The 12,664-nt window shown below is 60.9% G+C and carries 14 protein-coding genes; 8 read left to right on the top strand and 6 right to left on the bottom strand.

The annotated features are described in order from the left end of the window. Window positions 1-215: 215 nt before the first annotated feature. Window positions 216-1,352, top strand: a complete 1,137-nt coding sequence (gene moeB / locus ACKVY0_RS18890) for a molybdopterin-synthase adenylyltransferase MoeB (RefSeq protein ID WP_409216391.1) — start codon at window positions 216-218, stop codon at window positions 1,350-1,352. Window positions 1,353-1,461: 109 nt separating this feature from the next. On the opposite strand, the gene ACKVY0_RS18885 is transcribed toward moeB, so the two are convergent. From ACKVY0_RS18885 to ACKVY0_RS18875, 3 genes are all read right to left on the bottom strand, one after another. After that, window positions 1,462-2,418, bottom strand: coding sequence for an alpha/beta fold hydrolase (locus tag ACKVY0_RS18885; protein WP_409216390.1), 957 nt, complete (start codon window positions 2,416-2,418; stop codon window positions 1,462-1,464). A gap of 23 nt (window positions 2,419-2,441) precedes the next feature. After that, window positions 2,442-3,287 (bottom strand): TIGR00730 family Rossman fold protein, encoded by an 846-nt coding sequence (locus ACKVY0_RS18880; protein ID WP_409216389.1) that lies wholly within the window; start codon window positions 3,285-3,287, stop codon window positions 2,442-2,444. A 126-nt stretch (window positions 3,288-3,413) separates the two neighbouring features. Then, window positions 3,414-4,043: an RNA recognition motif domain-containing protein gene (locus ACKVY0_RS18875; protein WP_409216388.1), complete on the bottom strand. Its 630-nt coding sequence runs from the start codon at window positions 4,041-4,043 to the stop codon at window positions 3,414-3,416. A gap of 448 nt (window positions 4,044-4,491) precedes the next feature. Between ACKVY0_RS18875 and ACKVY0_RS18870 the strand changes: the two genes are divergently transcribed. The 3 genes from ACKVY0_RS18870 (at window position 4,492) to ACKVY0_RS18860 (ending at window position 6,476) form a co-directional block, all read left to right on the top strand. Beyond that, complete coding sequence (locus tag ACKVY0_RS18870; protein ID WP_409216387.1) at window positions 4,492-4,740, top strand: glutaredoxin family protein; 249 nt, start codon at window positions 4,492-4,494, stop codon at window positions 4,738-4,740. Between the two features lie 61 nt (window positions 4,741-4,801). After that, window positions 4,802-5,401: a DUF6580 family putative transport protein gene (locus ACKVY0_RS18865; protein ID WP_409216386.1), complete on the top strand. Its 600-nt coding sequence runs from the start codon at window positions 4,802-4,804 to the stop codon at window positions 5,399-5,401. A 55-nt stretch (window positions 5,402-5,456) separates the two neighbouring features. Next, window positions 5,457-6,476 (top strand): spermidine/putrescine ABC transporter substrate-binding protein, encoded by a 1,020-nt coding sequence (locus tag ACKVY0_RS18860; protein ID WP_409216385.1) that lies wholly within the window; start codon window positions 5,457-5,459, stop codon window positions 6,474-6,476. Window positions 6,477-6,576: 100 nt separating this feature from the next. Here ACKVY0_RS18860 and ACKVY0_RS18855 read toward each other — a convergent pair whose 3' ends face one another. Next, window positions 6,577-7,830, bottom strand: a complete 1,254-nt coding sequence (locus ACKVY0_RS18855) for a competence/damage-inducible protein A (protein WP_409216384.1) — start codon at window positions 7,828-7,830, stop codon at window positions 6,577-6,579. Between the two features lie 33 nt (window positions 7,831-7,863). Then, entirely contained in the window at window positions 7,864-8,493 is a 630-nt protein-coding gene (locus ACKVY0_RS18850; RefSeq protein ID WP_409216383.1) for an AAA family ATPase, read from the bottom strand. Window positions 8,494-8,594: 101 nt separating this feature from the next. On the opposite strand from ACKVY0_RS18850, the gene ACKVY0_RS18845 reads away from it, so the two are divergent. From ACKVY0_RS18845 to ACKVY0_RS18830, 4 genes are all read left to right on the top strand, one after another. Beyond that, complete coding sequence (locus tag ACKVY0_RS18845; protein WP_409216382.1) at window positions 8,595-9,011, top strand: c-type cytochrome domain-containing protein; 417 nt, start codon at window positions 8,595-8,597, stop codon at window positions 9,009-9,011. Between the two features lie 70 nt (window positions 9,012-9,081). Next, entirely contained in the window at window positions 9,082-10,455 is a 1,374-nt protein-coding gene (locus ACKVY0_RS18840) for an aspartate aminotransferase family protein (RefSeq protein ID WP_409216381.1), read from the top strand. 244 nt (window positions 10,456-10,699) lie between these two features. Beyond that, the gene (locus tag ACKVY0_RS18835; RefSeq protein ID WP_409216380.1) at window positions 10,700-11,131 is read left to right on the top strand and encodes a GxxExxY protein; all 432 of its coding nucleotides are present in this window, start codon (window positions 10,700-10,702) and stop codon (window positions 11,129-11,131) included. Window positions 11,132-11,334: 203 nt separating this feature from the next. After that, window positions 11,335-11,571 carry an addiction module protein gene (locus tag ACKVY0_RS18830; RefSeq protein WP_409216379.1) on the top strand — a complete coding sequence of 79 codons (237 nt, stop codon included), beginning with the start codon at window positions 11,335-11,337 and terminating at the stop codon, window positions 11,569-11,571. A 221-nt stretch (window positions 11,572-11,792) separates the two neighbouring features. On the opposite strand, the gene ACKVY0_RS18825 is transcribed toward ACKVY0_RS18830, so the two are convergent. Further along, window positions 11,793-12,149 (bottom strand): hypothetical protein, encoded by a 357-nt coding sequence (locus ACKVY0_RS18825; protein ID WP_409216378.1) that lies wholly within the window; start codon window positions 12,147-12,149, stop codon window positions 11,793-11,795. Between the last annotated feature and the right edge of the window lie 515 nt (window positions 12,150-12,664).

Genomic DNA, 12,664 nt, shown 5'->3' with positions numbered 1-12,664 from the left:
ACACGAAAATCATCGGCCTGTCCCGCACGCTGGGTGCGGTCAAGGAAGGCGGCGAGGTCGATCAGCTTCGAACGCGAGTCCATGAAGCCCAGATCGACCAGATTGACTTGGGTTGGGGGTGTCCAATCAGGCATGGGGCGAGTTTAGGCATGCGCTGCGCTGCCGCAACCGCTGGATCATTGCGCATGCGTTTCTCCATGCCATGATGGGGATTCATGCCCGACCTCACCCCTGACGAACTGCGCCGCTATGCCCGGCATCTCGCGATTCCCGAATTCGGGATCGAGGGGCAGCGCAAGTTGAAGGCTGCGCGGGTGCTGTGCATCGGTGCGGGCGGTTTGGGATCGCCAATCACGATGTACCTCGCGGCGGCAGGTGTTGGTGGGCTTGGCCTCGTCGATCCTGATGTCGTCGAGATCACGAATCTCCAGCGTCAGGTGCTCTTCGGGCAAAAAGATCTCGGCAGGCCGAAGCTCGAAGCCGCACGCGACCGGCTGCTGGACATCAATCCGCACCTCGAATTACAGACTTACACGGAGCTGTTCACCTCTGCGAACGCCATGCGCATCGCGGTGGACTACGATGTGATCATCGATGGCACGGACAACTTTCCCACTCGCTACCTCAGCAACGACATCGCCGTCTGGCTGCGCAAACCCAACGTGTATGGCAGCATTTTGCGTTTCGATGGCCAGGTGGGCGTCTTTGCACCGCATCTGGGGGCACCGTGCTATCGCTGCATGTGTCCACAGCCGCCGCCGCCCGGTTTGGTGCCGTCGTGTGCCGAAGGTGGCGTGCTGGGCGTGCTGCCAGGCATCATCGGCAGCATGCAGGCGCTAGAAGCGATCAAGCTCATCACCGGCATCGGCCAGCCGTTGCTCGGCAAGCTGCTGCACGTCGATACACTCAGCATGCGCTTCCGTACCCTCACGCTTCGCCGTGATCCTGACTGCCCCGTCTGCGGCGATCATCCAACCATCACCGAACCCATCGACTACCAGGGCTTTTGCGGCATCACACCCGCCGCTCCCGCTGTTCCCACCATGACTGTCCACGAACTTAAAGAACTCCGCGACGCCGGAGACACTCATTTCCTCCTCGACGTGCGTGAGCCGCACGAGCAAACCATCGCCCGCATTGATGGTGCGGTGTTGATTCCTCTCGGTGAGCTGGAAAATCGCACCGGTGAGCTGCCACACGACCGCCGCATCCTCGTCCACTGCAAAAGTGGCGGACGCAGCGCCCGCGCCGTCAGCAGGCTGCGCGAACTTGGATTCAATGATGTCTGGAACATCTCCGGCGGCATCATTGCTTGGGCACGTGAGATTGATCCTGCCATGGCGGAGTATTGATATGAACGACGACACCTGGCTCGAAGATTTTCTCCCACTCATGCGCTGCCCGGACACGCATCAACCGCTGCGGCGTGCGACGGCGGAGGAATGCGCGCAATGGGGTGTCTCAGCGGCTTTGACGACGCAGGACGGCAGCCAGCAGTTCGCCATCGACGCGGGCATTCCCATCCTGCTGCCACGCGTCGCAAGGTGAGGGTGTTTTTTGCAACGCGGCGGCCAGAATCTGCTCCGCATGGGTGATCGGCAGGGAATAGTGGCCGTCGCTCTCCGACCAGACCGAGGTGGCGGCAGGGATCAGGGTGGCGAGACGCTCGGTGTAGGTCCAGGCGATGTTGCGATCTTGCTTGCCGTGCCAGAAGCGGATGGGGAAATTGATCTGGCTGATCTCGAAGCCCCATTCATTGAGGTAGATGTCGGCGTCGGCGATGACACTGCGCGGGCCGCGATCCAAGGCACCGAGCGTGGCATCGCGCACGACCTCATAAATGCCGGGCAGGTTGAGAATGCGGCGATCTTCTTCTCCCAGCAGTTTCATCAGCCAGCGCAACGGTGCTTTTTGCGGCGAACCTTTGGCGGTCATGCCCCCCAGTCGCAGCACGGTGCCCAGCACGGTGGGCAGGTAATGCCGGAGCTGGATCATGAGGCGATAGAGCCAGAACATTTCGCGATCACCGAGAAACTTGAGCGGCGGCGCACCGCAGATGATCGACGCGGAGAGCAGGCGCTTGGGCAGTTTTAATGCCGTCATCAGCACATAGGGGCCGCCGCCGGACCAGCCGATGACATGATAATTGTCCGCACCGACGTGGGCCGCGAGCTGGGTGAGAGTCTCAGGCCAGTCGGACAGCGTGCGACCAGGTTGAAAGTCGGAGAGGCCAATGCCGGGACGGTCCGGGCAGATGAGCCGTATGCCGTGCTGTTTTGCCACGTCGTCAAACAGTGATCCCTGGATGCGCGATGACGGCCAGCCGTGAAAATAGAACGCCACTTCACCACGCGGGTCACCAAACTCCGCGTAGCCGAGTTTAAGGCCGTTGGAGAGTGTGAACGTGTGGTCGGACATGCGAGGGCGCGGAGTGTGGAGTTTCAATGAGCGCCTTCAAGTGCTGTTTCACCCAGAAGCACGCTGCTTTTCGGCACACGGGCACGACGCAGGCCAAATTGAGTGACCGCCTTGTCCTGCAGATGTGCCACGGCCTCTTCCACGGAATCGGTCCATTTGATCAAATCAAGGTCCTCCGGGCTGATCGTGGCACCTTTGAGCATATGGTCCATGAACTGGCGCATCTCCGGCCAGAAATCGCTGCCCATGATGACAATGGGGAAGCTCTTGAGCTTTCTGGTCTGGATCAGCGTCAGCGCCTCGAACATTTCATCCATCGTGCCGAAACCGCCGGGCATGATGATGAAACCGTAGCTGTACTTGATGAGTAGCGTCTTGCGCACGAAGAAATGCTCCATGGTCACCCAGCGGTCGAGATAAGGGTTGTGGCTTTGTTCAAAGGGCAGGCGGATGTTGCAGCCGACACTGCGTCCTCCAGCATCTTTTGCGCCACGATTGGCTGCTTCCATGATTCCAGGCCCACCACCGGTCAGTACGGTGAAGCCCATCTTCGCAATCGCCGCACCCGTGTCGCGTGCCAGCTTGTAATAGCGGTGATCTTCGCCGAAGCGGGCCGAACCGAACACCGTGATGCATGGACCGACGAAATGCAGCCCGCGAAAGCCGAGAATGAAATCTTTGGCCACACTCCAGAGCAGTTGCAGGTCGCGCAGGCGGCGGTTGGGGCCGCTCAGCAGCGCCCGGTCTTCGAGCTGGCTGCAAAACTTTTCATCCGCACGGATTTCTGCCGGCGTGACGTGAGTGACTGGAGCGCTGCTCATGGCGCTGCCGGGTTCGGGTTCCTGGTCGAGGAGTGGGGGAGCAGGCATGGTTGTGATGCTGAGATTGGAAGGCGACGGACGCGATTTTGTTCAGCACCAGCAGGTCGGTGCAAGAAAAAGCCCGCAGGTTCTGTGGCGAACCTGCGGGCGTTGTGAGTCAAAGCTCAGCGTGGATCAGGCGGCCTGGGTCTCTTCTTCCTCGCGCTGCGAGTCAGAACCGTCACCGCGTGTGTTCGGCTTGGCACCGCTGAGCTGCAGCGGACGGCCCATGAAATCCTTATTGCTGAGTTCAGCAACGGCACGGCGTGCTTCATCCACACTGCCCATCGTCACAAAGGCAAAGCCTTTGGAGCGCTGCGTGCGGCTGTTGACCACGACTTCCGCGTTGCGCACGGCACCGACGCCGTTGAACAGCTCGAACAGATCGCTCTCGGTGGCATCATAGGAAAGATTGCCGACATAAAGACGATCGGTGGTGATGTCCGCCGGATTGACGGCAGGAGGAGCTTCACGCCGCGGACGTGGCTCACGCTGCGGGCGTGGATTGTCGTTCGTGCTGCGGGGAGCGGAAGAACTGCTGCGGTCTGCCGGTGGGCGGTTCTTGGGCTTGGCATTGCCGAGCAGGCCGAAGCTGATGATGCTCAGGAATTTCTGAAAGCCGGAAGGCGCGGCGCTGCGGCTTTCACGGCCACCTTCACGGGTGGGACGTGGACCTTCGGGACGAGGGCCACGCGGGCGGTTGCGATTGCGATTGCGGCGATTGCCGCCGTTGCCGTTGCCGTTGCGATTGGGATAGTCGGACATGGGTGGAGTTAGCGTAGGGGTGGGTTGCGGGTACGGGCAGGGCCGGGGTGCTGGAGGGGGCGGCGGGCGGGAACGGGCGGCTTGCCTCTTCCACGATTCCGTCGCGCGCGGCGGACCGCACTGGCGGTCTGCCACAGCACCACCACGGGCTGCTGCTATTTTCAAAGCCGGGCCGCATTGGCCCAGTCGGCTCAAAGGAAACACCGGCGGGCGCTTGCAGCACGCAGGGGGTCACTTTCGGGCGTTCCGTCCGCTGGAACGGTGCCTTCTGCGCAGTCTGGGTTCGAAGATGGCGCATTGGGGTTCTCGTTCAAAGGGACGGGCTTCGGAGCATTGGATGTATGGCTCTGAAAACAGCGGACGGATACTAAACGGGGCAGGGGGGTGGTCAACCGCGAATCCCAGACACCTCGCTTGCCCGTTCCGCGCTTTGCGGCATGATGCACGCATGATCAAGCCCGTCGTCTATGTCAAAACCGGCTGCCCGTGGTGCGAGGAAGTTCTCGACTACCTCGACGCGCGCCGCATCGCCTATGAAAAAGTTACCGTCAGCGGCAATCGCGACGCCATGCAGGCCATGATCGACCTCAGCGACCAGAGCAAAGCGCCGACGATGGACTGGGACGGCGAAGTCCTCGCTGACTTCGGCGTTGATGAACTCGTGCCCTTCCTGCGCAAAAAAGGACTCGCTGTTTAGCCCTCTTTGAGGAATTAAACTATCCGGCGTTCCCGGTTAGACGTTTCACTTTCTCCATCTCATGACCTCCAAGCCTTCCAACGCCCTTCTTCTCCCGCTCCTGCTGGTGCTTGCCGCCTCAGCCTTTCGCTTCGCGAAGCTAAAAGGGCTGGTGACTATCGACTTCCTGGAAAACTTCAGTCCGTGGATGGCGCTGGCCTTCACCGGCACGCTGGTTTTTCCCAAGCGGGTTTCCTTCCTGTTCATCCCGTTGCTGCTGGTCATCATCGGCATCAGCGCTACCGGGGGCAAAGACGTGATGCATTGGGAGGCGGTCGCGGTTTACGGCTGCTTCGGCCTCGCTGCATGGCTGGCGGCTCGTTCGCGTGGTCAGATGGGTGTGGTGTCCAGTTTGCTCGGTGTGGTGGGCTGCTCGCTGGCCTTTTTCATCATCACCAACACCGTTTCCTGGCTACATGATCCTGTTTATGCCAAAACCTTCGCTGGCTGGCTCCAGGCGCTCACCACCGGCACGCCCGGCCTGCCGTCCACGACATGGTTCCTGCGCCAGTCGCTCATCAGTGATCTTGTCTTCTCCTGCCTGCTGCTCGCCGCCTACAACACCGAGGCATCCATCCGCCGCCAGCAGGCCATTCCGCTTCTTCGCCCTGCTATCGCGTAAGCGTCCGGCCCTTTTGCCTTTTTCAGTTCCGCCATTTTCCATTCTTCCATTCATCATGCGTGGTCTGAAAACCCTCCTTGTCGCAGTGCTGCTGCTGGCCAGCGCTCATGCTGAAACCTTGCACGTTTACACCTGGGCCGACTACATCAGCCCCGAGGTCGTGAAGCAGTTTGAAAAACAGCATGGCTGCAAAGTCGTCATCGACACCTTCGACTCGAACGAAGGCATGTATGCGAAGCTCAAAGCCGGTGCCACCGGCTACGACCTCGTCTTTCCCACCGCCTACATGATCCAGGTCATGCACGCCCAGGGCATGCTGCAAAATCTCGACCACGCCCTGCTGCCGAACCTCAAGCACATCGACCCCGCCCTGCTCGCCAAGCTGCCGGACCAGACCATGCAGCACAGCGTGCCCTACACCCTCGGCTATGCCGTCATCGCCGTGCGCAAAGACAAGGTGAAGGACGCTGAAGCCTCCTGGGCCATGTTTGACCGTCCGGCGCTCGCCAGACGTGTCACGCTGCTCGATGACATGCGCGAAAGCATCGGTGCCGCGCTCAAATCCCTCGGCCATAGCATCAACACCCGCGACGAGGCCCAGCTCGCCGCCGCCCGCGACGTCCTCATCCGCTGGAAGAAAAACATCGCCCGCTTCGACAATGAAGGCTACAAGGCTGGCATCGACTCCGCCGAGTTCCACCTCGTCCACGGCTACAGCGGCGACCTGTTCCAGGTGCAGCGCGAAAATGCCAAAGTCGAACTCCTCATCCCGCGCGAAGGCGTCACGATCAGCAGCGATGAATTCGTCATCCCCAAAGGCGCCAAGCAGACCGCCCTCGCTCACGCCTTGATCAACCATCTCCTCGATCCCGCCGTCGCCGCCGAAAACATGGAGTGGATGGGCTACCTCTGCCCCAACCTCGCAGCGCTGAAGAAAGTCAGCCCCGAGTTCCTGCAAAACCCCGCGATCCAGATTCCAGACGATGTGAAGGCGAAGTGCGAGGTCATCGAAGACCTCGGTGCCGACCTCGCCAAGTACACGAAAGTTTGGGACGCCGTCAAAGCCGCGCGCTAGCCACCGGAGGTCAGGCTTCCAGCCTGACAACGGACCGAGGCTTCCAGCCTTTGGCCTCAGATCAAGGCGGGACGCCCCGATCCGCAGACAGGTCGGAGGCCTACCCTCCCTTTGCGATCCCCATCAAGCGCCGCCGCAGCAGCTCCAGCGCCGCCTGTGAGGTCAGCAGCTTGAAACGATCCCGCGCACCCGGAGAGAAGCGCTTTTGCGCCCATGTCTCCGCATTCTTCGATGCCAGCGCGATCCACACCGTACCCACCGGCTTCTCCGGTGTGCCACCCGTCGGTCCGGCGATGCCCGTGACGGCCAGCGCATGATCCGCGCCGCTTTTCTTCAAAGCGCCTTCCGCCATCGCCCGCGCGACTTCTTCGCTCACGGCGCCGTGCTGTTCGATCAGCTCCGCTGGCACACCGAGGTGCTGTTGCTTCGCCTCATTCGCATACGTCACCCAGCCGTGGCCAAAGACCCGCGAGGCACCGCTCACATCCGTGATGCGATTCGCAATCGTGCCGCCGGTGCAGGATTCCGCCGTCGCCAGCCACTCGCCGCGCACGGTGAGCAACTGCACAATCACTTCTTCAATGATGCGCCGGTCCTCCGACACGATGCAATCGCCCAGCGCAGCCCGCACAACGTCCGCACCCTCATCCACGGCAGTTGCTGCCCCAGCGAGACGGACATCCACATCGCCATTGCGAATGCAGTAGCCGAGATCAAGCCCCGTGATCGCCTCCAGTTGCTTCTCCACCGCTTCCACGATGTCCGATTCACCAACACCGGTCACTTTGAGATAAAGCACCCGACGTGAGCCGCCATCCGGCAGCCATGCGCGCAATCGCGTCTCCACCTCATTCTCCACCATCGGCTTCAACTCACGCGGCGGTCCTGGCAGCAGGAAAATGTGCGCGTTCCAGCCGAGTGGAGCGCCGAGTTCCGCTGGAAAATACAGCCCCGGAGCCGTGCCGAATGCATTTGGCATCACCACCGCACCACGCGGCACCATGGCCTGGCGTTTCGTTGCTTCGCTCACTGGTTTGCCGCGTTTGGCGAAGTATTCGTTCAGATGCTGCATCACGCCGTCATTCAATTCCATGTCGAGGCTCAGCAGTTCCGCCGCCGACTCGCGTGTGAGGTCGTCATTCGTCGGTCCGAGTCCGCCGGAAACCAAAACGACATCCGAACGCTGTGCCGCTTCGGCAATGGCCACACGAATCACCGCTCCATCCGGTACAATCGTCTGCCGCGTCACTTGAATGCCCAATGCTGCGAGCCGCTGGCCGATCCAGGCCGCGTTGGTGTTGATGGTGTCTCCAAGAAGGAGTTCCGTGCCGGTGTTGACGAGTTCGACTCTCATGGGCGTTCCTTTACGTGCAGGGAGGCATTTTGATCAACGCTTCTTTCGCCGCTCCTTGCAGCCCAGCTCTGAGACGATCTTGTCCAGCATCGCCAGCCCAAACGAAATTTTTTTGAAGAACGACGGGTTATGCGGCACCAGCGTGAACTGCGGATGCTGCGACCACAGCCGCCGCAGCTTGTGATCCAGCTTCACCGCCTGCTCCATCGACTCGTTACGGATGGGATTCCCGCCCTCGATACTCATGTGTCCCACGGCGGCGCTCTCGAAAAAAATCACCGCGTCATAGCGCGACAGCTCGCGCTCCAGCGTGCTGCCGATGTCTTCAAAGAATCCGTCGCTGCTGCCCGGCCAGTACGCCGCGCCATCCACCGTGCCACGATCACACAGCAGGATTTGCTCCGGGTGCTGTGCCATCACCGCCTCCTCCAGATGAATCTGCACATGATAAATCGCCCGCTGCGCCGCATGCACCGCGTCCGGCTGCGTCAGTCGCGGAAAACCGCCGCTGAACACCATCGTCGCTGCCTCAGGCACCAAGACGACCTGATCTCCCATCTCCCGCCGGAACAGATCACCCGCCGTCGTCTTGCCTCCTCCGGGCCCTCCAGTCAAAACGATGCGGCAGTGGCCATTGGCGTGAGGTTTGGGTTTGCGGGGCATGCGTGGACTGTGGCGGCGGCAGCACACTGGCGTCAAGCCAGAGCGCAATTTTACCCAAACGAGGCATAGCCGCCCATCCTCCTTATCGCTACGCTCATCCCATGATTCGCATCCTTCCCCTTCTTCTCATCCTTAGCGCCTGCTCCATCACCTCCGGCACCAAGCACGCCGAAGAGCGCTACTTCCTCACCCAGGTCAAACCCGTGCTCCAGCAGCACTGCCTGCAATGCCACAACGGCTCCCTGCCGCCACCGGCGCTCAATCTCACCAACAAAGCCACCGCCTTCACACGCAGCGCCAGCGGACGCGACTACATCCTGCCCGGCGATCCCGATTGCAGCCTGCTCATCAGCGCCGTGCAACGCGGCGGCACGCATCCCAAAATGATGCCTCGCACCGAGGTCAGCCTCACCGAAGATCAAATCGGCATGCTGCGCGAATGGATCGAAGACGGTGCGTATTGGCCCACTGGTGAAAATGGCACTCTGCGCATGCAAAAGAGCGGTGAGAATCCGTGAGCGCACAAAAATACCGCGACTCGCCGCAAAGCGCGTAGCAGCGTGATTCCAGCGCGTGCATCATCGCACCATGGGCAAAGAATTCAGCATCACTCCACAGACGGTTCCGCACGTCACCACGAAACATCGCCGCATCTGCACGCCGCTGCCGCATCCTGACTCCGTCACCACGCTGGAGAAGCTGCGGCACTTTGAGCCGCAGTCCATGCGCGGCATGCCGCCCATCGTGTGGGAGAAGGCGCAGGACATTTACGTCTTCGACAAATACGGCAACCAATGGCTCGACTGGAGCAGCGGTGTGCTCGTGACCAACGCCGGCCACGCCGCGCCGGAGATTTGCAAGGCGATGATCGACCAGATCAACAGCGGTCTCATTCATAACTACGTCTTCCCCAGCGAAGAGCGCGCCGAAGCCGTCGAACTGCTTGCCTCGGTCGCACCGGAAGGCTTGAAGAAAGTCTTTCTGCTCAGCACCGGCAGCGAGGCCACCGAGTGCGCCATCAAATTAAGCCGCGCGCATGGCATCAAGGTCGGTGGCAAAGCCAAGATCGGCATCGTCGGTTTCACACGTGGCTTCCATGGCCGCACGCTCGCCAGTCAGCAGGCGGGCGGCATGGCGGGGCAGAAGGCGTGGATCGTCAATGAAGATCCGGCCATCATCAATGCGCCGTTCCCTGATGGTTATTGGACGACCGACACGAGCTTCGACACCTTCCTCAAAACCATCGCCGATCGCGGTCTCACCGCCGACAACATCGCCGGGGTCATCATCGAGAGCTATCAGGGCGTCGGCCCTGACTTCGCGCCGGTCGAGTACGTGCAGAAACTTCGCGCCTGGTGCGATGCGCACAACGTCGTGCTCACCTTTGACGAAGTGCAGGCCGGTTTTGGTCGCACCGGCAAGTTCTGGGCCTTCGAGCACTACGGCGTGTCGCCCGACATCATCTGCTGCGGCAAAGGCATCAGCAGCGGCATGCCGATCTCGGCGGTGTTGGGCCGTGAGCACATCATGGATCAGTTCCCTCCCGGCAGCATGACCAGCACGCACACCGGCAATCCCATCTGCTGCGCCGCTGTCGTTGCCAACATCCGCAAGCTCCTCGACGAGGACCTCACCGGCAACGCCGCACGCCTCGGCCCCATCCTGTATGCCCGTTGCAAAGCCATCCAGGCCCGCCATCCGACCGTCTTCGGCAACGTCACCGGCACCGGCCTCGTCGCTGGCATGCAGACCGTCAAACCCGGCACCCAAGACCCCGATCACGACCTCGCGCATCGTATCATCGAGCTATGCTATCAGCGTGGCCTGCTGCTCTTCGCTCCCGTCGGTGCTTGGGGCCAGACCGTCAAAATCTGCCCGCCACTCACCATCACGCTCGAAGCTCTCGAAGAGGCCTGCGATGTGCTCGACACGGCGGTGGATGACGCTGTGGCTGGGAAGTGAGAGGCCAACAGCCCTTCGGATTAGCCGCAGAGGAGCCAAGAGGCAGAGAAGGCAGAGACATGAATGTTGGTTCTAATCTCTGCCGCCTCTGCTCCTCCGCCACTCTGCGGCAAAAGCGAGCGTCCCACCGCCATTCGGAGTAGCCGCAGAGGAGCAAAGAAGCAGAGCGGGCAGAGCCATGAATGTTGGTTCCAACCTCTGAGTGCCGTTGCTCCTCTGTGTTAAACCTGAACCACCCACGACGATGCCGCTCACTGAACCCACTCCCCGCGAAAACGATCTCGCAACGCGGATCATCGGTTGCGCGATGATTGTTCACCGCCACTTCGGGCCGGGATTGATTGAGAGCGTGTATGAAACCTGTTTTTGTCACGAACTGGCGAAGGTGGGTCTGCAAGGTGTGCGCCAGAAACGCCAGCCCATCGTGTATGACGACATTACGTTCGATGATCCCTTTCGCATCGATATTCTGGTGAACGACACCATCATCGTGGAAAACAAGGTGGTGGAAGTCGTGCTCCCGCTGCACAAGGCCCAGCTCCGCACCTACCTGAAACTCGCCAACCGCCGCCTCGGTCTGCTGATCAACTTCAACACCGAACGCCTCAAGGACGGCATTCACCGCGTCATCAACGGCGAGGCCACCTACGATCTGGACATCGGCCGTTCGGATTAGCCACAGAAGAGCAAAGAGGCATAGGATGCAGGGGAAAGCAGAATTCTGATTCTCTGCCCGCTCTGCTCCTTTGCCACTCTGTGGTAAAGCGAGCGTCCCTTAACCGTTCGAATCAGAGGCGGAGAGGCAGATAGCGGAGTTTGATCGTCTTCGGGTGAATCGCGACTCTTGACCATCCCCGCAGCTCCCGTTAATCTCACGCCATGACAGCCACCTTTGACACCGTCCTGCAAAACGCGCTGCTCCTGCCCGTGGAAGATCGTTCCCGCATCGCCTCCCGCCTCATTGAGAGCGAGGATGCAGCCGATGACGCTGAACTTAGTCCCGCTTGGTGTGCCGAGATCGACCGCCGCATCGAGGCTGCTCGCAGTGGTGCAAGCCGCCGCATTCCGCACGCGGAAGTCATGGCCGATGCCCGTCACTTGCTGGCGCAACTTTAAGGCAGCAGCCCACGCATGACGGCGATCACTTGGGACGACGAGGCGAAGTGTGAGCTGAACTGCTCGGCCCTTTATCTCGCCAAACGTGGCGGCCGGGAGCTGGGTGTGCGCTTTCGTCCGCCAAGTAGCAGTCATGGGACAGCAGGAGCTGACAATAATTGACAGCCAGGCGAGGCTCAGGTGGCACAGCCACCCATTCAGTCTTCGCTGCCGCAACACTTTCAACACGGTGCCGGCGCTGCCACAGCACGCCGTGCTGCCAAGTGGGAAACCCGGCTGCTTGCGTTCGCGGCGATTTGAGAACCGCCTTGGCGTGCTGTGAGGCGGGAGGATATTGGGTAATGAGCCCAGCCGTCAGGTCGGCAGTCGCCATCGCTGTCCTTGAGCGCCGCGTTAGTGCCAAGAACCTGCTCCAACAACGGCCCCAGGCCGTCCCCATCCTCATCGGTGCCATCCGTCGCGGCCAGTCGGCCGTGGTAATAGATGTGCCAGTCATGCAGCCCCTGCTGCACGCTGTAAGGGCTGCCGTCATGCAGCGGCAGGCCGGTTTCCAGCGCCAGTCCCTCGGCCTGGTTCAAAGCACCGCCCAGGAGGTACAGCCACCCGCTCCGTCTTCGCTGTCGCAACGTTTTCAACACGGTGCCGACGCTGCCACACGCAGGCCCGTTGCCAAGTGGGAAACCCGGCTGCTAGCGTTCGCGCAGATTTGAGAACCGCCTTGGCGTGCTGTGAGGCGGGAGGATATTGGGTCGAATATTTGCACCCGTTTCCCCCGGCTACTTGGGTTCTTCGTTTTATGACGCCGGTCACGCGCCAAATGCCGCATGGCTGCGGGCGACTCGGAAGCATTGAAAATCAGCGGCTTAGCGTTTGCAGATGCTCACATAATGCCTGGCATCTTTTCCCACATAGCCAAGGCCGATGATACCGATGGTGGATGACGTCATGCGTTAGAAACTGAACAGCTCAAACCGTCATATGAAAGCAAGGCACCCGGCATGCCAGAAGTTTTTGTCAAAAAGCGGCTTTATTTCGCCTGCCGCTCTGGCAATGGAACGGCGCTCGCTGCATGGCTGACTCCCAACCTCCACAT

The sequence above is a fragment of the Prosthecobacter sp. genome (assembly GCF_046154365.1).
Lineage (GTDB): Bacteria > Verrucomicrobiota > Verrucomicrobiia > Verrucomicrobiales > Verrucomicrobiaceae > Prosthecobacter.
This window is presented reverse-complemented; position numbering and strand designations above follow the sequence as displayed.

Coding starts and splice junctions, on each gene's coding strand:
- moeB (WP_409216391.1), top strand. CDS start 216: ATGCCCGACCTCACCCCTGACGAACTGCGCCGCTATGCCCGGCATCTC.
- ACKVY0_RS18885 (WP_409216390.1), bottom strand. CDS start 2,418: ATGTCCGACCACACGTTCACACTCTCCAACGGCCTTAAACTCGGCTAC.
- ACKVY0_RS18840 (WP_409216381.1), top strand. CDS start 9,082: ATGGGCAAAGAATTCAGCATCACTCCACAGACGGTTCCGCACGTCACC.
- ACKVY0_RS18835 (WP_409216380.1), top strand. CDS start 10,700: ATGCCGCTCACTGAACCCACTCCCCGCGAAAACGATCTCGCAACGCGG.
- ACKVY0_RS18860 (WP_409216385.1), top strand. CDS start 5,457: ATGCGTGGTCTGAAAACCCTCCTTGTCGCAGTGCTGCTGCTGGCCAGC.
- ACKVY0_RS18880 (WP_409216389.1), bottom strand. CDS start 3,287: ATGCCTGCTCCCCCACTCCTCGACCAGGAACCCGAACCCGGCAGCGCC.
- ACKVY0_RS18850 (WP_409216383.1), bottom strand. CDS start 8,493: ATGCCCCGCAAACCCAAACCTCACGCCAATGGCCACTGCCGCATCGTT.
- ACKVY0_RS18830 (WP_409216379.1), top strand. CDS start 11,335: ATGACAGCCACCTTTGACACCGTCCTGCAAAACGCGCTGCTCCTGCCC.
- ACKVY0_RS18870 (WP_409216387.1), top strand. CDS start 4,492: ATGATCAAGCCCGTCGTCTATGTCAAAACCGGCTGCCCGTGGTGCGAG.
- ACKVY0_RS18845 (WP_409216382.1), top strand. CDS start 8,595: ATGATTCGCATCCTTCCCCTTCTTCTCATCCTTAGCGCCTGCTCCATC.
- ACKVY0_RS18875 (WP_409216388.1), bottom strand. CDS start 4,043: ATGTCCGACTATCCCAATCGCAACGGCAACGGCAACGGCGGCAATCGC.
- ACKVY0_RS18865 (WP_409216386.1), top strand. CDS start 4,802: ATGACCTCCAAGCCTTCCAACGCCCTTCTTCTCCCGCTCCTGCTGGTG.
- ACKVY0_RS18855 (WP_409216384.1), bottom strand. CDS start 7,830: ATGAGAGTCGAACTCGTCAACACCGGCACGGAACTCCTTCTTGGAGAC.